Here is a 16,502-nt window from a genome sequence, read left to right as displayed (position 1 = left end):
CCGCCGCCGTACCCGACGTCCGGACACCGCTCAGACGGCGTGACGCGGCAGCGGGGCCCGCGCCAGGGACCACGCGGCCGCGCCGAGCAGGAGGACGAAGCAGGCGGGGCCGAGGGTCTGGGCGACCTCGTGCCGGGTCGCGCCGATCACGGTGTCGACGCTCTGCACGCCCGCGTTCAGGGCCAGCACCAGCGCCAGCGGACGCCACGCCCGCAGCGCCGCGAACAGGGCCAGCCCGCCGAGCAGCACGATGCTCCGCGCGGCCATGTAGGCGGCGAACGCGCGCGGCGCCGCCGCGTCGCCGCCGGGGACGAGGATCCCCGGCGCGAGCAGCCCCGAGACGGTGAAGTAGCCCGACGAGAGGACGGTCAGCACCGTCACGGCGATCGCGAACACCCGCGCCGATCGTCCGGGGCCCATATGATTCGGCAACCTAATCATATGGGCAAGCTAGCATTGCGGTCATGACGTCGCAAGTGACCGACAGCCTGGCCTTCCTGCTCAGCAAACTCGGCCAGGCGACGGCCGAGCGGTTCGCCGAGCGGCTCGCGCCGCTCGGCCTGCGCCCCCGGCACTGCGCGGTGCTGCAGTTGCTGGAGGGCGCGCCGCTCGGCCAGCTCGCCCTGGCCAGGACCATCGGCGTCACCCCCAGCGTGGTCGTCGACATGCTGGACGAGCTGGAGGGCGTGGGCGCGGTGCGGCGGACGCGCGACACGGCCGACCGGCGGCGGCAGCTCGTCGAGCTCACCGACGAGGGACGCGAGCTCAGCCTCTCGGCCGCGAGGGCGGCCGCCCAGGTGGACGCCGAACTGCTGAGCGGGCTCGCCCCCGACCAGCGGAGCGCGCTGCGCCGGGCCCTGACCGCCATCGCCACCGCTCAGGACCTGCTCCCTCGCGGTTGAATGGGCGCACCGAACCTCTCGAAAGGTGAGAAACCATGGAGTTCGCCAAGGCGCTCGACGCCCACTTAGCCGCGATCCACGCCCGTGACCTGGAGGGTTATCTCGCGACCGTCCACCAGGACGCCTCGCTGATCCTGCCGAACGGGACGCTCCTGCGCGGGAAGGAGGCGATCGCCGAGTTCCACGCCGCGTGGTTCGCCGACACCGACTGGTCGATGCGGGCCGAACCCGTGCGGGTGGAGGCGGCGGGCGAGGCGGCGTTCGCCCTGCTGTCGGTGGTGTACGACGACCTCGACCCGAAGGGCGAGCCGTACCGGAAGACCTACTACCTGACGCTGTACTTCACCCGGGCCGACGAGCGGTGGCTGCTCGTCCACGACCAGAACACCTACCGCTGAGCCTCCGGGCCGCACGCGCGAACCGGCCGGCGTCCCCGCAGGGGGCTGATCCGTCGCGGAACTCCGGGGCAGGGCCTGATCGTCTGCCCTGTATGAGTGACGAGACGCGGACCAACAGGTTCCGGCGCCTGCCGGAGCGGCCGGACCCGGCGACGTGGCGCTCCGGCCGGGACGAGGGCCCCTTGCCGCAGGCGATCGCCGAGCCGGCGAGGGCGGAGGACACCGCCCTGCGCTGGGTGGCGCCCGAGCTCGAAGCGGCACGGCGGATCAGCGACGCCCTCGTACGGCGCCGCGGTCCCCGCGACTGAGCGCGCACGTCGCCGGCCGGGGTCAGGACGCCGTTCCGGACGTGAGGTCGTCCAGGGCTTCGCGCAGCGCGGCGGCGAAGCTCGCGGCCTCGAAGATGAAGCCCAGATGGTTGCCGGGGAACTCCAGGTACGGGCAGCCGAGGCGGTCGGCCTGGACGCGGGCGGTGCGGGCGTAGTAGGCGTCCGCGCTCTCGCGCCCGGCGGCGGTGACCATCGCGACCTTGTTGCCGCGGATGGTGCCGAGATCCGGGTCGAACGTGGCGAGGGGGAGGTACTCGCGGGCCAGCCAGAACTCGGCGTTGCTCGTCATCTCCCCCGCCGCCACCCGGGCCTGCTGGGGGTCGGCGGCGTCGAAGCCGACGAGTTCGGTGGCGAAGACCTTGGACGCCGCCTCCGCGCCCTCCGCGGTGAACGTGCCGTACACGCGGTCGGCGAAGGCGAGCCAGGTGTCGGCGTCGGGCAGCAGCGGCGAGGTGGGGCCCTCGTGGGCGACCAGCGCCCGGATGACCTCGGGGTGGTCGGTGGCGAGCTGCAGGGCGATGTTGGCGCCGCCGCTGTTGCCGAAGACGAGGGCCTCGTCGCCGCCCATCGCCCGGATCACCGCGACCGCGTCGCGGGCCTGCTGCGCCATGTCCAGGTCGACGGTGGTGTCGCCGGTGCTGCGGGAGTTGCCCCGCCGGTCGTAGCGGACGACCGTGTAGTGCTCGGCGAGGAAGCCGGAGATCCGCGCGTAGTGCTCGGCGGCCCCGCCGCCACCGGAGATCATCAGCAGCAGCGGGCCGGCGCCCTCGTGGTCGTAGACGATGTCGGCGCCTTCGGTGTGGACGCTTCCGGTCGTGGCCATGTGGTCGTCTCCTTCTCGACGGCGGATGCCGCTTCCTTGGTGTGGCGCCGGCCGGGCGTGCGGCCCGGCATGGCGAGGGCGATGAGGCGTCCGGCGTCCGGCCGCCGATCGAGGGCATGCCGGGATGGAGCGGCCTCGACGAGGCCGCCCGGGTCAGGTGGTGGTGGACGGGCGGGACGCGCTAGCGCGACGAGCCGGCCGGCGGGGCCGGGAGCCCCGCGGCGACCTGCCGCAGCGCCTCGCGCAGCAGCGGGACCAGCGGAACGGGCGGATCCGCGCGCAGCCACTGCTCGGTGGCGACGTGGACGGCGGTCGCGACCGAGCCCGCGACCAGGCGCGGATACATGTCGCGGCCGGGATCGGTGCCGGTCCGTTCGGCGACCGCCGCGGCGAGCTCGTTGTCGGCCGCCAGTGTGGCCTTGAGCGCCTCGGCCTGGAGCGCGGGCTCGGTGGCGATCAGCCGGATGCCGCCGAGCACGTCCGGGTCCGGGCTCTCGTGCGCCCGCCCGGCCTCGGCCAGCGGCGACAGCATCGCGTGGGTGACGGCCTCCCACAGCGGCTCGCCGGCCGGGCGGTCGCGCAGCGCCTCGGCCGCCTGCCGCACACGGTCGACGTGCCGGGCCACCAGGGCCTCGTACTTGGTGGAGAAGTAGTTGTTGAACGTCCGCGTGGTCACCTGCACCTCGGCGGCGATGTCCTCGACCCGGACATTGTCCAGCCCCCGCTCCAGCGCCAGCCGCAGGGCCGCGAGGGTCAACGCCTCGCGGGTCGCGCGCTTCTTCTGCTCACGGAGTCCGGTGCGCCGGTCGCGTGCCGGGATGCGTTCGGTGGTCACGTCACCACCATAGCCATAACTTTCTGAACGAGAAAGATTTCTGGTTGAGAAAGTTCAACGTCAAGGTGGAGGACATCGCCGGGGAGGCGGGCGTCTCGCCGCGCTCGTCGGGGCGCCGCTGGTCACCGAGTCGGACGACCCCCGGCCCGACGCCGGCTGGGTGGCGGGGCTCCGGCTGATGACCGGGCATCCGGCGCTGCGCGGCGAGTTCCTCGAAGCCGGCATGGCCGCCGAGCGGGAGCTGGCGGCCGCCGTGGCCGAGCGCACCGGCGCCGACCCGGAACGCGAGCTCCATCCGCGGCTGGTGGCGGGGGCGGTGGGCGTCGCCATTTCCGCCTCGACCGACCTGTGGTTGCGCCTCGGCCCTCCGGCGTCGTACGCCGACCTCCTCCAGGACGCGCTCGACCAGGCGACGAGGGGCCTGCCCCCCGCGGAACTCAGGCGTCCTCGAAGAAGTGGGTGACGGTGTCGCGCAGGACGGCGGCCTGCCGGCGTACCGCCGAGAGGCGGACGTAGTCGTCGCCGAGCAGGTCTCCCTCTTCCGGCACCCCGAACATCACGGTCGGGATCCCCCGGGACGACGGGCCGCCCGCGTCGAAGCTGCCGCCGTAGATGGTGTGACGGGGTTCGCCCACGTGCGCCCTGATCGACGTGGCCAGCGGGTCGAGGACGCCGCGCCGCTCGGGCGGCAGGTACGCCGGCAGCATCGTGACCCCCTGCCGGACGCGGATCTCGCAGCCGCTTCCCGCGCCCTCGACGGCCGCGCGGATCTCGGCGACGGCCGCGGCGGGGTCGCTGCCCGGCAGCAGCCGCCGGTCCACCGTGATCCGGGCCGTGGCCGGGAGCGTGTGCGGCGCCAGCGGCTCGTACCGCACCTGGTAGGGGACGACCTGCTCGCGCCCCAGTTCCGGGTGCGAACGCGTCCGTACGACGGCGTCGAGGTCGCCGAGCCTCCGTACGACGTCGGCCGCCGCCTCGATGACCCGTCCGGCGGCCGGCGGGGACGAGGAGTGGGCCGCCGTCCCCTCGATCTCGACGAGCACGTCCACCCGCCCGCGGTTGCCGACGGTCACGTCGAAGCCGGTGGGGAAGAGCTGGATGAGCAGGTCCGGCGTACGCGGGAGGCCGTCGAGGATGGCGTTCGAGCAGTCATGGGTGCTGCGTCCCTCGTTGTTGACGCAGAGCAGCAGCGTCCCGCGCAGCGGCACGCGCTCGCTGACGACCCACCGGGCGAGGTCCAGGAGGCACGCCTGGTGAGCCTTGTTCTGGGTGATCCCCTGGCCGAACACGCAGGGTTCGTCGACGCCGAGCTCGACGGGCGTCCGGATGCGTCCCGACCACGGGTCGGCCATCAGGTTGTGGTGCTGGGTCGGCGTGTACGCCATGAGCGCGAGGCAGGGCCCGGCGCCGTCACCGAGCCGTACGGCGAACTGGTTGCGGGGCAGGTCGATGATGTCGAGGGCCCCGAGGCCCTGGAACATCGGCCGCAGGCACTCCTGGACGTAGTGCCGGAGCGTCGGGTGGTCCGGCTCGATCAGCGTGTCCGCGCCGAGCGGCACCGCGGACGGCACGCGGGCGAGCGTCACCAGATCGGCGATCAAGGGCTTCATGACGACCATCCTCACGGGTCGCCCGCCCCCGCGTTCAGCGGATTTCCCCATAAATCCTGCTTTGGGGGTTGAAATCCATCATCTGGACATCGCCGGCTGGAGCCGACCGCGGCGCGACAGCAGCCTTGCGACATGACCGGCTGCGACATCGACAGAATCGACCACTCCGTCCTCTACACCACCGACATGGACGCCACCGCCACCACCTACGAGGCACTCGGCTTCACCCTCACGCCGCTGTCCATACACCTCGGCTCCGATCGCCCCGGCGGCGAGCGCCGGCCGATGGGCGCCGGCAACCGGTGCGCGCTGTTCGGCGAGACGTACCTGGAACTGCTCGGGCTGTTCGGGGACGGCTCCATCGACCCGTGGAACATCCGCCCGCTGATCGCCCGGTACGAGGGCCTGCACGGCTGCTCGTTCGGCTGCGACGACGCCGGGACCGTCGAGAGGCGGTTGCGCGAGGCGGGACTGTCGTCGTCCGGGGTGCTCCCGTTGCAGCGGGACGTGGAGACCCCTGGCGGGGTGGTGACGGCGCGGTTCGAGGCGGTTCACCTCGACCGCGCGCTCACCCCCGAAGGACTGATCCACATCGCGCGCCACCTGACGCCCAAGCTGATCCACCAGCCCCGCTACCTGAAGCACCCCAACACCGCCACTCACCTGCACAGTGTGCTGCTCGTCGTGGACGACGCCGAGCTGGAGGCCACCGTCGCCCGCTACGCCCGCACCCTGGGCGTCAGGCCGGTGACCGAGCGGCCCCGGCACGTCCTTCCCCTCCGGGTGGGGCGGATGGAGATCGTCGCGGTGTCCGCCTTCGACGAGGTCCTGCCCGGCGAGCCGGTGCCCGCGCTGCCCTGCTTGGCGGGGCAGGCCGTGGCCGTCGGGGACGTGCGGGCGGCCCGCGCCCTGGTGGCCGGCAACGGATTCACGGTCCGTGAGCTGCCGGGCGGGTTCTTCGTCGGGGCCGGTGAGGCCCGCGGCGCGGCGATCGCCTTCGTGGGCTGAGTCATTCGGCCGGGCAGACGGTGCCGGGCCGGGGCAGCTCCAGATCGGTCAGGTAGGCGGTGGCGTACCGGATCGGGCATTTCCTGCCGGACAGGTACGTCACGTGACCGGGCCCGTCGTAGGCGACGGTCACCGATCCCGGGATCATGCGGGTGAAGCTCTCGGTGGCGACCTGGTCGACCCACGTGGTGCCGACCCCCAGGACGGGCGGCAGAGCTCCCGTGGGCAGCGGCCGGGCCGGGTTGGCCACCGGCAGCGGCCAGCCCGCGCATCCGAGCAGGGTGATCTCGGCCCCCGCGTACTCGGGGGCGAGGTCGCGGGCCTTGCGGCGGTAGTCCTCCAGTTGCGCATAGCTGCCGTACGCGCGGTCGTCCCCGCAGCTCATCACCTGTGCCCCGGGCATGGCCACGAAGCTGGCCGCGCCGAGCGCCTGATCGGCGAACCCCGATCCGTCGCCGCGCCGCGCCCTGTCCACCGCGTCCGCGAAGGCCAGCCAGGCGGCGTTCCGCGGCCCCGGATCGGGGGGAATCGTCGTGGAGGTCAGCAACCATCCGGTGAGCTCCCCTTCGCCGTACCGGGATGAGGTGACGGGGATCGGATGACGATCGGCGTCCCGGACGAGCCTTCGCCACACCGCCTCGGCGTCCTCGCCGTGCAGCGCGCAGGCGGGGGTGTCCGCGCACCACCCGGCGAACCTGGTGACCATCTTCTGCAGGACGGGCAGGTAGCGCAGCCGCTGGGCCGGCCAGCCCTCGGTCTGGTTGTTCACGCCGTCGACGTACATCGCCCGGACGCGGTGCGGGAACAGCCGGGCGTACGCGGCGGCGGCCACCCCGCCCATGCCGCCGGCCATGAAGCTCGCCCGCTCGCCGCCCAGCGCCCTGCGGATCGCCTCGGTGTCCCTGGCGACCGACAGGGCGTCCAGGTGTGCGAACAGCCCGGTCGGGTCCGCCTGCCGGCACTTCTCGAACGCGGCCTTCATGCCCGCGGCCAGTTCCGCGAAGTCCTTCTCGCCGCGCGGGTCGTGCAGGGACGCCCCCGGCTGCTTGCACACCTCGGGCATCCGGGCGATCCAGTGGGTGACACGCGTGTCGAACCCGACGAGGTCGAACCTGCGCCGCAACTCCGCGAGGTCCGCCGCGGAGCGGGACAGCTCCTGGATCCCGTAACCGCTGGAGATGCCGAGGACGGTGCCGATCCGGCGCGCGGGCTCGGTGGCCGGCAACCGGGCCACCTCCAAGGTGATCTTCCGCCCGCGCGGCTCCGCCCAGTCCGCAGGCACCTCGATCGCGGCGCAGCGCATGCCCGCGACCACGCCCTGGCCGCCGCAGTCCCGCCAGCTCAGCCGCCCGTCGTCCCGGGCGGCCGAGGCCGCCGGAGTCGTCGCCGCCAGCATCGCCGCGGCCACGCCGGCGACCAGCCACCTGCTCCTAGCCCGAATCATGATCATGATTCGAGCATGGCGTCGCGGGCGGCCGGTGTCCTCCTGCCTCGGAACCGTTCCCGCGGCGGCGGTCCAGGGTCTTGATCCTAGGCTCCGGGGAGGAGGCGGCCGGGGACACCTCCCAGGTGGCCGGTCAGTGGTCGGGGAAGTGGGTCACGGCGTTGAGGACCGGGACGAGGTAGTGCTCCTCGCGATCGAGGTGGGTGAGGAGCTCGACGGACAGGCGCTCCAGCTCCGCGCGGAAGCCCGGGGCGGCGGGGGTCGCGGCGACCTCGCGGAGATCGGTCAGGAGCGTCGCCATGACGCGGTGGTCGGCGGACAGGCGCTCCAGCACCTCGGCCAGCTCGGGATGTTCGCCGGCCAGGAAGGGGAAGATCGTGCGGTCCTCGGTGGTGTGGTGCGCGTCGAGCGCCTCGCAGAAGGACAGGCAGTGGCTGTGGAGCCGGGCGGGCAGGGCGAGCGGGTCGGCGCTCTCGCCGTCGGCGGGCAGGCGGGACGCCTCCTCGCGCAGGGCGGCGATGTCGCGCCGGAGCTCGTCGTGCAGGGCGATCAGATGGTCGCCGAAGGCGGTCAGCCGGGAGTGCTCGGCGGTGGCGGTGCGCGTCTGGTCGGACATGGGTCCCCTTACGTTGTCGATGGGTTTCGGTGATCCGGGCCGGATGGGTGGGTTTCGGTGATCCGGGGTGGTCATGCGGCGCCGAGCGAGATCCCTCCGTCCACGACGAGCTCGATCCCGGTGATGTACTTCGACCGGTCGCCGGCGAGGAACAGGGCCGCCTCCGCCACGTCCCACGGCGTGCCCATGTGGCCCATCGGCACCTGCGCGTCCCGCTTGGCCCACATGGCCTCGGTGCTGGGGCTGTCGTACGCGTCGGCGAGGCCGCTCGCCAGGGCCACCATCGGGGTCTTCATCAGGCCGGGGAGCACCGCGTTCACCCGGACCCGGTGCGGGGCGAACTCCCTCGCGGTCATCCGGGTCAGGTGGTTGAGCGCGGCCTTGCTGGCGTAGTAGTTCGCGTACGGCACGCCGTTCCAGCGGATCCCGGCGATGGAGGAGATGTTGACGATGGAGCCGCCTCCCTGCTCGACCATCCGGGGGATGACGTGCTTCATCGTGAGGAACGCTCCCTTGACGTTCACGGCGAGGACCCGGTCCCAGTCGGCCTCGTCGAGGTCGGTGACGCCGCCCACGGTTCCGGTGCCGACGTTGTTGTCGAGCACGTCGATGCGCCCGTGCTCCTCGATGATCGCCTCGACGAGGGCGCGGACCTGCGGCTCCTTGGTGACGTCGAGCTCCGCCGCGTAGGCGGCGCCGTCCTCGGCCCCGATCAGCCGGACGGTCTCGCGGGCCGAGGCGTGGTCGACGTCGGCGCAGATCACGGTGGCGCCCTCGCGGGCGAACGTCAGCGCCGTCGCGCGGCCGTTGCCCATCCCCTCGCCGGCGCAGCCCGCGCCGACGACGAGTGCGACCTTGCCGGTCAGCTCTCTCATGGTGCTCCTCAGATTCTCGTGTCGTGATCGGCCCAGAACGGCTCCCGGACCTCCCGTTTCAGGACCTTGCCGTTGCCGCTGCGCGGGAGCCGGTCGACGAAGACGACCCGCTTCGGCGCCCGGACCGGGCCGAGCCGCTCGCGGCACCGGGCGATCAGCTCCGCCTCGCCGACGTCCTGTCCGGCCTTGAGCTCGACCACGGCCGTCACGACCTCGCCCCAGTCGCGGTGGGGGGCGCCGACCACGGCGCAGTCCTGGACCGCGGGATGGCTCCAGATGACCTGCTCGACCTCGCTGGGGTAGACGTTGAAGCCGCCGGAGATGATGAGGTCCTTCTTGCGGTCGGTGATGTGGAGGTAGCCCTCCGGGTCGCGGTGCCCGAGGTCGCCGGTGTGCAGCCACCCGTCCACGACGGTCTCGGCGGTGCGCTCGGGGTCCTTGTAGTAGCCCTTCATCACCAGGTCGCCCCGGACGCAGATCTCGCCCGTCCGGCCCGGCGCCACCTCCGCCCCGTCCTCGTCCAGGATCGCCACCGTGACCAGCGGGTAGGGCCGTCCGCACGAGCGCAGCCGCTCGTCGGGCGCCACCTCGCCGTCGATCAGGTGCTCGTCGGGCCGCAGGAACGAGATCGCCGCGGGCGCCTCCATCTGCCCGTAACCGCCCAGGAAGATCGGCCCGAGCCGCTCGATGCCGGCGCGCAGCTTCTCGGTCGACATCGGCGCCGCGCCGTACGCCAGGTAGCGCAGGGACGCGGTGTCCACGGTCCGGTGCTCCAGCGTGTCGAGGAGGCGGTAGACCACCGTCGGCGGCAGGAACAGCTCCGTGACCCCGTGCCGTTCGACGGCGTCGAGGACGCACTCCGGCGTCGCGCGCGGGACGATGACGACCGTGCCGCCGCGTGCGGTGGTCTGCAGGCTGAAGAGCCCGGCCGTGTGGGTCATGGGTGCGGCGGCGAGGTTGACGACGGGCGCGCCCGCGGGGTAGGTCAGCGCCATCATCTGGTGGGCGACCATCACCGACAGGCTGCGGTGGGTGTTCATCACGCCCTTCGGCTCGCCGGTCGTCCCGCCGGTCGGCGCCACGGCGACCACGTCGTCCGGGGCGAAGCGGACGGGCGGCGGGGTGTCCGGACGGCCGGCGGTCCAGTCCTCCAGGGCGACGTCGTCGGTGCCCGCCGCCAGGGCCACGTGGAGGCCGACCCCTGTCGACGCGGACTTCATCCGCGCCACCTGGTCGGCGAGGTCGGGGTGGTAGAAGAGCACCTCCACGTCGAAGCGCCGCAGCAGCCGGATGTTCTCGTGCACCGGGTTGGCGGGGTTGAGCGGGACCCACGCCGCGCCGGCGCGCCATGCCCCGAGCACGCAGATCCATGCCGACGGCGAGTTCGGCGACAGGACGGCGACCTTGGACTCGCGTCGCACCCCGGCGCCGAGCAGCGCGTGCGCGATGCGGCACGACAGCGCGCCGGCGTCGTCGAAGGTCCATGCCTCGTCGTCGGTCCGGTAGGCGACGCCGGTCGGGTTGATCGCCCTGCCCCGGTCGAAGAAGTCGATGACGGCCACCTCAGGCCCCCCTCAGAATGATCACGGAGGTGACGGCCTCCTCGCCGCGATGGAATCCCCCGCCGTTCTCCGCGAGGGCGATCCGGGCCCCGTCCACCTGACGGGGACCCGCGGTCCCCCGCAGCTGTTCGGTGAGCTCGAAGATCTGGCCGAGCCCGCTCGCCCCGATGGGGTGGCCCTTGGACTCCAGGCCGCCGGACGGGTTCACCGGGACCCGGCCGCCCAGGCTGGTCTCGCCCCGCAGGGCCGCGGGACCGCCCTCGCCCGGCGGGACGAGGCCCAGCAGCTCGGTCTGCAGGATCTCGCCGAAGGCCGTGGCGTCGTGGACCTCCGCCACGTCGACGTCGTCCGGGCCGACCCCCGCCTGTTCGTACGCGCGCGCGGACACCATGCGGCTCTGGTGCCCCTCGAAGCCGCGCGGGTCGCGATCCGTCCCGGTGCCCATCACGGCGGCCAGCACCTCGACCCGGGCCGACCGGGCTCCGTCCCCCAGCCGCCGGAGTCCGGCCTCGCTGCACACGACGACCGCGGCGGCCCCGTCGGTGACCGGCGCGCACATGGGGACGGTGAGCGGGTACGACAGCCTCCGCGCCGCCAGCACCTCCGCGACCGTCATCCGCCGGCGATAGTGCGCCCGCGGATTCGCGGCCGCGTGGTCGTGGTTCTTGGCCGCGACCGCCGCGAGCTGCTCCTGGGTCGTGCCGTACAGGCGCATGTGGTTGCGCGCGAGTGCCGCGTAGATGTCCATGAAGATCGAGCGGCGCCCGAGGTCCGGCTCGTCGACCGCGCCGCCGAGCTCCAGCAGGGTACGGGTGAGCGCGTCGGGATCGGACACGTCGTAGGCGCTGTCGAACACCGCCATGGTCCGCTCGGGGTCGCCGACGTTCATGCGCTCCACCCCCACGGCCAGCGCGACCTCGGCGGCGCCGGCCCGGATCTGGTTCACGGCCAGCGCGAACGCGGAGGCGCCGGTGGCGCAGGCGTTCTCGACGTTCACGACCGGGATGCCCTGCACGCCCGTCGCGCGCAGCGCGATCTGTCCCGCGATCATGTGCTGGCCCTCCAGCGCGCCCTGGGTGGCGGTGCCGAAGAACGCGGCGTCCAGAGCGCCGGTGGTGGCGCCGCAGTCGCGTAACGCGTCGGTGACGGCCCAGCGGGTGAGGTCGCTGACGCTCCTTCCGGAATGCCTGCCGAACGGCGTCATCCCGACACCGGCGATCCAGACGGGGGTGGTCATGGCCTACCTCATTCCGTCAGGGCGCGGCGCAGCGCCGCGGCGAGCTGGGCGGTCTGCCGCTGGGAGATCTCGGCGGACAGGATCGCCTGAGAGCCGTGGAAGGTGCCGGGCCACTGGTGCAGTTCGACCGACACGCCGGCCTGCAGCAGGCGCAGCGCGTAGTCGATGCCTTCGTCGCGGTTCGGGTCGAACTCCGCGGTGGCGATGTAGGCCGGTGGCAGGCCGGACAGGTCGGCGGCCCGCGCCGGCGCGGCGGCGGGCGTGGCGGGCCCGGAGCCCAGGTAGTGCCGCCACGACGCGGTGACCACGTCGCGCGTGATCCAGGGCGTGTCGGTGAAGTTCCGCGCCGACCAGCTCTCCTGCCGGTCGTCCAGCTCGGGCTCGTTGAGCAGCTGGAAGCGGATCGGCGGCCCCTGCCGTTCGCGGGCCCGCAGCGTCACCTGGGCCGCGAGCCCGCCGCCGGCGCTGTGACCGCCGACCGCGATCCGCTCCGGGGCGATGCCGAGTTCGGCCGCGTGCTCCGCCGTCCACGACAGCACGGCGTAGACGTCGTCCAGGGCGGCGGGGAACCGGTGCTCGGGGGCCCGGCGGTAGTCCACCGAGATCACCACCGCGCCGGAACCCTCCGCGATCCGGGCCGCCCAGAGGTGCTCGGTGTCCAGGTCGCCCATGACGAACCCGCCGCCGTGCAGCCAGACGACGGCGCCCTGGGCCCCGTGCGGGCGGTAGATCCGCACCGGCACCCCCGGATCGGCGGGCACCACGCGGTCCTCGATCTCCAGCCCCGTGGTGTCCGGCGCCGGCCGTGCCATGGCCGCCTGGGTGTACTGCTCGCGCGCGGTCGTCGGATCGGCCAGGTCGAGCCGCGGGATCCAGGGAAGGAACGCTTCGAGTTCGGGATTCACGACGCCCATCCTCACGGTCGCCGTCTCGGGGTTCATCCGCCGTCCGTCGTCCGTTTCCCCCGGATCACGCACCGAACGGCGCGCCCGCCGCCCGTATCCTCCTGGTATGGAGGCTCTGGCCGAACGGCTGTCGCACCTCGACTCCGACATCGGGAGCGTGATCCGCGTCGTCGCGTTCTACGACACGCTGATGCGCCGGCGGGTGGACCTGCCGGCGCTCGCCCGGGCCTCGGCGGGCCTGGCCGGGTGCGTGGCCGGGATCCGGCTCCACGGCACCGGGCGGGTGCTGCGCATGTCGCCCGACGGCCGGGAGGTGTCCGGCGCGCCCGGGAGCGGCCCCGGGTCCGCGCCGTCGTCGGCGGAGTCCACCACCGCGCCCATCACCCTGGACGAGGAGGAGATCGGCACGGTCTGGCTGGAACGCCCCGGCCCGGCCCTCCCGCTGGACGTGGTGCTGCTGGACCGGCTCGCCATCGCCGCCGCGGCCGTCGTCGAGCGCTACGGCCCCGCGCACACCACGATGGCCGACCCCGCCCTGGTCGAGCTGGTGATCAGCGCCGACAGCGACGAGGCGGCCCGAGCCCGGGCGCTGCGGCTGCTGGGGTTCGCCGCCGAGCTGCCGGTCCGCGTCGTCGCCGTGCACTCGCGGCTTCCGCTCGACCGGCTCGGCGGGCTGATCTGCCCGGGCCGCCCGGTCAAGGCGGCGCCGCTCGCCGACGTGGGCGTCCTGCTGGCCACCACCGTGGACCCGGCCCGCTTCCCGGCGGGCGTGCGCGCGGGCATCGGCGCCGCCGGGAGCCCCGGCCGGTCCTGGCAGCAGGCCCGCACCGCGCTGCGCTTCACCACGCCGCGCCGGCCGGTCGTCCGCCACGACGACCTGGGGGCGCTGGCGCTGCTGGCCCGGATACCCCCCGACGCCGTACGGGACAACCCCGACGTGGTCGCGATCACCCGGCTGGCGGAGAGCCCGGAGGACCTGGAGACCCTGGACGCCTACTGCGCCACCGGCTCCCTGCGGCAGGCCGCCGACCTGCTCCACCTGCACCACAGCAGCGTCTCGCGCCGCCTCGACCAGATCGCGCGGACCCTGGGCGTCGAGCTGACCGACCCCACCGGACTGACCCGGGCCCGCCTCGCCCTCACCGCCTGGCGGCTGCTCCACGACTGAGGAGGCTCCACGCCTGCCCGTGCGCGGCGGCGGCTGATATGACTGCTGCATGCAGGAAGAAGCCGCTCAGGCAGCGATCGACATGTTCCTGTCCGCGTTCAACGTCTCGGACGACGACCAGATGACTCCCCTGCTGTCCCAGGCGCTGACCTCCGACGTGGTGTTCTGGGGTCCGCTGGGACGGAGCGAGGGCGTGGCGGCGGTCGAACGGTTCGTGCGGGACATCCGCCGCCACCCGGCCGGTGTCGGCACGATGGTCCGCTGCTCGGCCGTGGACGTGCCGGGCGAGTGGGCGCGCTACCAGTGGGTCTTCACCACGCCGCAGGGGGGCCCGCGCCTGGCCGGGACCGACGTGGTCCACCTGCGGCAGGGCCGCATCGACCAGATGATCGTCTTCGCGGGGGACGTCGAGCGCGCTTCGTGACGAGCGCCGGCGGAGGTCAGATCGTGACGGCGAGCTTGCCGACGGTCCCGCCGGCGAAGTCGGCGAGCGCGCGCGGCGCCTCGGCCAGCGGGTACGAGCGGCCCACCGGCACCCGGAGGCGCCCTTCGGCCGCGTCGGCGGCGAGCCGGGACAGGGTGTCCGGAGTCGGGTCGGCCATCACGGCCGTGGCCTTGATGGCGCGGCCGGACTCCTCGGGCCGGTAGTGGATCGTGGAGGCCAGCCGCCCGCCGTCGGTCAGCAGGGCGGCGACGGCCGGCCCGTCGCCCGCCAGGTGCAGCGCGGCGTCCACCCCGCCCGGCGCGATCGCGCGTACCCCCGCCGGCAGGTCCGTGTGGTCCACGACCCAGGTGGCGCCCAGGCCGGTGACGAACGCGGCCTCCGCCCCGGGACGGGCGGTGGCGATCACCCGGGCGCCGCGCGCGGCAGCGAGCTGGACGGCGAAGGAGCCCACGCCGCCGGTCGCGCCGGAGATCAGGACGGTCTCCCCCGGCGCCGGGGCGACGGCGTCCACGGCGTTGAGCGCGGCGGTCCCGGCCAGCCCCAGCACGCCCGCGCGGGTGTGGCCGAGCCCGTCGGGGATCCGGGCCACGCCGTACGCTTCGCTCACCACGACGTACTCGGCGAAGCCGCCCTGGCCCAGGGTGGGCCGCATGACCACGCCGAACACGTCATCGCCCGGCGCCAGACGGGTCACCTCGGGGCCGACGGCCGCCACGGTGCCGGCGAAGTCCTTGCCGAGCACGACCGGGAACTCGTACTCGTAGACGCCCTTGAGATAGCCGCCCAGCACGCCCATGTCGAAGCCGTTGACCGAGGAGGCCAGCACCCGGACCAGCACCTCGCCCGGACCCGGCTCCGGCACGGGCAGGTCGGCGGGCGCCAGTTCGGCACCGAAGTCGGGGAAGGCCATGGCACGCATAGTGATCACTCCGTTTCGTGGACCAAGGGGACGCTGCTCATCGCAACAGCACTTTCTGTGCGCTGGTTACTTCTTGTGCGCGGGTCGAGTCTCGTCCACAATGCCGTCATGGCGGAAGTAGGCACTTCGACCCGCGCAAGGCACACCGATGTGCGCGAGACGATCGGCGAGGACCATCCCACCTGCCGGCTGCGCGACGTCCTGGACCGCGTCGGCGACAAGTGGAGCGTGCTGGTGATGGACCTGCTCGGCGACGGTCCCAAGCGCTACTCCGAGTTGCAGCGCGCCATCGCGGGCATCTCCCAGCGCATGCTCACGCTCACCCTGCGCAGCCTGGAGCGCGACGGCCTGGTGGAGCGCACGGTCACCCCCACCTCGCCGCCGCGCGTGGACTATGCCCTGACCCCGGTCGGGCGGACGCTGTCGTCCCAGATCGCCGGGCTCATCGCCTGGGCGCGGCAGCATCGCGACTACGTGGCCGCCTCCCGCGCGCGCTACGACGCGTCATGACCGGGCGGGGGCACGCTCGGCCGGGCCCCTGAGAGCCGCTACCGGTCTTCGCGGTCGTCGTGGTCGTCGCGGTCGCCATCATCCCGGTGGTCGTCGTGGTCGTCGTGCCAGCGCTCGGCCGCGCGGACCATGTCGTCGCCGAGGCGCTGGAGGAGCCGGCCCATGGTCGCCAGCCGGGCACCGGCGGGCGTGCCCCGCCCCAGAGTCTCGGCTCCGTCGCGGGCGACGCGGGCCAGCCGGATGTTCCTGCGCGCGCTGGCCAGCCAGGACTCGTACCAGATGTCGCCGTCGATGACGTAGCGGTCGCGGCGCCGGCGGGGATCGCGGTCGCGCCGGATCAGCCGCTGCTCTTCGAGCTGGCCGACGGCCTTGGAGATGGACGCCGGGCTGAGGCCCAGGCGCCGGACCAGCTCGGCGGCGGTGAGGCTGCCGCTGTCGGTGACGTACAGGCTCGCGAGCACCCGGGCGGTCGTGCGCGGCAGACCGGTGTCGACGAGCATGGCGGTGAACCGCTCCTCCAGCAGCCGGACGGTCTCGGGGTCGCGGCCGTGCGCGTCGGGCAGGGCCGGTGTGGCGCCGGGCACGGCGGGCCGGCCGCGGCGGGCCCGGTCACCGGTCGCCCGCTGGGCCCGGTCGGGGTGGTAGCCGCCGGCCCCGCCGTTGCGGATGACCTCCCGGCTGATCGTGGAGACGGGGCGCTGGAGGCGTCTGGCGATCTCGGTGTAGGTGAGCCCGTCGGCCAGCCCTCTGGCGATGTCCTTGCGCTCCTCGTGGGTCAGCCTGCCGCCCGGCATCGGCGCTCAGCCTCCTGTGCTCGCCTTGGGATGTCCAGTATTGCGTTCCTCTACAACTCATTGCAAATCGCATGAGCATTCACCTACATACCATTGCAAATAACCGGCTCAACGGCCAGTTA

At 73.4% G+C, this 16,502-nt stretch carries 20 protein-coding genes; 8 read left to right on the top strand and 12 right to left on the bottom strand.

The window, feature by feature from the left end:
• Positions 1–30 precede the first annotated feature (30 nt).
• Positions 31–420, bottom strand: a complete 390-nt coding sequence (locus tag HT134_RS26365; protein ID WP_175603159.1) for a hypothetical protein — start codon at positions 418–420, stop codon at positions 31–33.
• A 44-nt stretch (positions 421–464) separates the two neighbouring features.
• On the opposite strand from HT134_RS26365, the gene HT134_RS26360 reads away from it, so the two are divergent.
• The 3 genes from HT134_RS26360 (at position 465) to HT134_RS26350 (ending at position 1,608) form a co-directional block, all read left to right on the top strand.
• On the top strand, positions 465–902 hold the full coding sequence (locus HT134_RS26360) for a MarR family winged helix-turn-helix transcriptional regulator (RefSeq protein WP_175603158.1): 438 nt from the start codon (positions 465–467) through the stop codon (positions 900–902).
• 35 nt (positions 903–937) lie between these two features.
• Positions 938–1,300 (top strand): YybH family protein, encoded by a 363-nt coding sequence (locus tag HT134_RS26355; RefSeq protein ID WP_175603157.1) that lies wholly within the window; start codon positions 938–940, stop codon positions 1,298–1,300.
• A 92-nt stretch (positions 1,301–1,392) separates the two neighbouring features.
• Positions 1,393–1,608 (top strand): hypothetical protein, encoded by a 216-nt coding sequence (locus HT134_RS26350; RefSeq protein ID WP_175603156.1) that lies wholly within the window; start codon positions 1,393–1,395, stop codon positions 1,606–1,608.
• A 22-nt stretch (positions 1,609–1,630) separates the two neighbouring features.
• Here HT134_RS26350 and HT134_RS26345 read toward each other — a convergent pair whose 3' ends face one another.
• Positions 1,631–2,452 (bottom strand): alpha/beta hydrolase, encoded by an 822-nt coding sequence (locus HT134_RS26345; RefSeq protein WP_175603155.1) that lies wholly within the window; start codon positions 2,450–2,452, stop codon positions 1,631–1,633.
• 181 nt (positions 2,453–2,633) lie between these two features.
• Entirely contained in the window at positions 2,634–3,287 is a 654-nt protein-coding gene (locus HT134_RS26340) for an acyl-CoA-like ligand-binding transcription factor (RefSeq protein ID WP_312888436.1), read from the bottom strand.
• Positions 3,288–3,327: 40 nt separating this feature from the next.
• Between HT134_RS26340 and HT134_RS26335 the strand changes: the two genes are divergently transcribed.
• Positions 3,328–3,750 (top strand): acyl-CoA-like ligand-binding transcription factor, encoded by a 423-nt coding sequence (locus HT134_RS26335; protein WP_175603473.1) that lies wholly within the window; start codon positions 3,328–3,330, stop codon positions 3,748–3,750.
• Here the strand turns inward: HT134_RS26335 and HT134_RS26330 are convergent.
• A complete protein-coding gene (locus tag HT134_RS26330) occupies positions 3,725–4,897 on the bottom strand; it encodes a peptidase dimerization domain-containing protein (RefSeq protein WP_175603154.1) in 1,173 nt (390 codons plus the stop codon). The genes HT134_RS26335 and HT134_RS26330 overlap by 26 nt on opposite strands.
• A gap of 132 nt (positions 4,898–5,029) precedes the next feature.
• On the opposite strand from HT134_RS26330, the gene HT134_RS26325 reads away from it, so the two are divergent.
• On the top strand, positions 5,030–5,905 hold the full coding sequence (locus HT134_RS26325; RefSeq protein ID WP_175603153.1) for a VOC family protein: 876 nt from the start codon (positions 5,030–5,032) through the stop codon (positions 5,903–5,905).
• Position 5,906: 1 nt separating this feature from the next.
• Here the strand turns inward: HT134_RS26325 and HT134_RS26320 are convergent, their stop codons facing one another.
• The 6 genes from HT134_RS26320 to HT134_RS26295 form a co-directional block, all read right to left on the bottom strand.
• The gene (locus HT134_RS26320; protein WP_175603152.1) at positions 5,907–7,355 is read right to left on the bottom strand and encodes an alpha/beta fold hydrolase; all 1,449 of its coding nucleotides are present in this window, start codon (positions 7,353–7,355) and stop codon (positions 5,907–5,909) included.
• 127 nt (positions 7,356–7,482) lie between these two features.
• Positions 7,483–7,965: a hemerythrin domain-containing protein gene (locus tag HT134_RS26315; protein WP_175603151.1), complete on the bottom strand. Its 483-nt coding sequence runs from the start codon at positions 7,963–7,965 to the stop codon at positions 7,483–7,485.
• A gap of 71 nt (positions 7,966–8,036) precedes the next feature.
• Complete coding sequence (locus HT134_RS26310; protein WP_175603150.1) at positions 8,037–8,840, bottom strand: SDR family NAD(P)-dependent oxidoreductase; 804 nt, start codon at positions 8,838–8,840, stop codon at positions 8,037–8,039.
• An 8-nt stretch (positions 8,841–8,848) separates the two neighbouring features.
• Positions 8,849–10,402, bottom strand: coding sequence for a class I adenylate-forming enzyme family protein (locus tag HT134_RS26305; RefSeq protein ID WP_175603149.1), 1,554 nt, complete (start codon positions 10,400–10,402; stop codon positions 8,849–8,851).
• A 1-nt stretch (position 10,403) separates the two neighbouring features.
• On the bottom strand, positions 10,404–11,639 hold the full coding sequence (locus HT134_RS26300) for a thiolase family protein (protein WP_175603148.1): 1,236 nt from the start codon (positions 11,637–11,639) through the stop codon (positions 10,404–10,406).
• 8 nt (positions 11,640–11,647) lie between these two features.
• Complete coding sequence (locus tag HT134_RS26295) at positions 11,648–12,553, bottom strand: alpha/beta hydrolase (protein ID WP_246365549.1); 906 nt, start codon at positions 12,551–12,553, stop codon at positions 11,648–11,650.
• Positions 12,554–12,650: 97 nt separating this feature from the next.
• Between HT134_RS26295 and HT134_RS26290 the strand changes: the two genes are divergently transcribed.
• Complete coding sequence (locus tag HT134_RS26290) at positions 12,651–13,712, top strand: PucR family transcriptional regulator (RefSeq protein ID WP_175603146.1); 1,062 nt, start codon at positions 12,651–12,653, stop codon at positions 13,710–13,712.
• Positions 13,713–13,761: 49 nt separating this feature from the next.
• A complete protein-coding gene (locus tag HT134_RS26285) occupies positions 13,762–14,136 on the top strand; it encodes a nuclear transport factor 2 family protein (protein ID WP_175603145.1) in 375 nt (124 codons plus the stop codon).
• A gap of 16 nt (positions 14,137–14,152) precedes the next feature.
• Here the strand turns inward: HT134_RS26285 and HT134_RS26280 are convergent, their stop codons facing one another.
• Positions 14,153–15,067 carry an NADP-dependent oxidoreductase gene (locus tag HT134_RS26280; RefSeq protein WP_217708389.1) on the bottom strand — a complete coding sequence of 305 codons (915 nt, stop codon included), beginning with the start codon at positions 15,065–15,067 and terminating at the stop codon, positions 14,153–14,155.
• A 159-nt stretch (positions 15,068–15,226) separates the two neighbouring features.
• On the opposite strand from HT134_RS26280, the gene HT134_RS26275 reads away from it, so the two are divergent.
• A complete protein-coding gene (locus HT134_RS26275) occupies positions 15,227–15,586 on the top strand; it encodes a winged helix-turn-helix transcriptional regulator (RefSeq protein WP_312888435.1) in 360 nt (119 codons plus the stop codon).
• 38 nt (positions 15,587–15,624) lie between these two features.
• On the opposite strand, the gene HT134_RS26270 is transcribed toward HT134_RS26275, so the two are convergent.
• Positions 15,625–16,380: a GbsR/MarR family transcriptional regulator gene (locus HT134_RS26270; RefSeq protein ID WP_175603142.1), complete on the bottom strand. Its 756-nt coding sequence runs from the start codon at positions 16,378–16,380 to the stop codon at positions 15,625–15,627.
• Positions 16,381–16,502 lie beyond the last annotated feature (122 nt).

This window comes from Nonomuraea rhodomycinica (assembly GCF_013363995.1).
GTDB classification, from domain to species: domain Bacteria; phylum Actinomycetota; class Actinomycetes; order Streptosporangiales; family Streptosporangiaceae; genus Nonomuraea; species Nonomuraea rhodomycinica.
The sequence above is the reverse complement of the archived record's forward strand: the minus strand, read 5'-3'. Positions and strand labels throughout refer to the sequence as shown.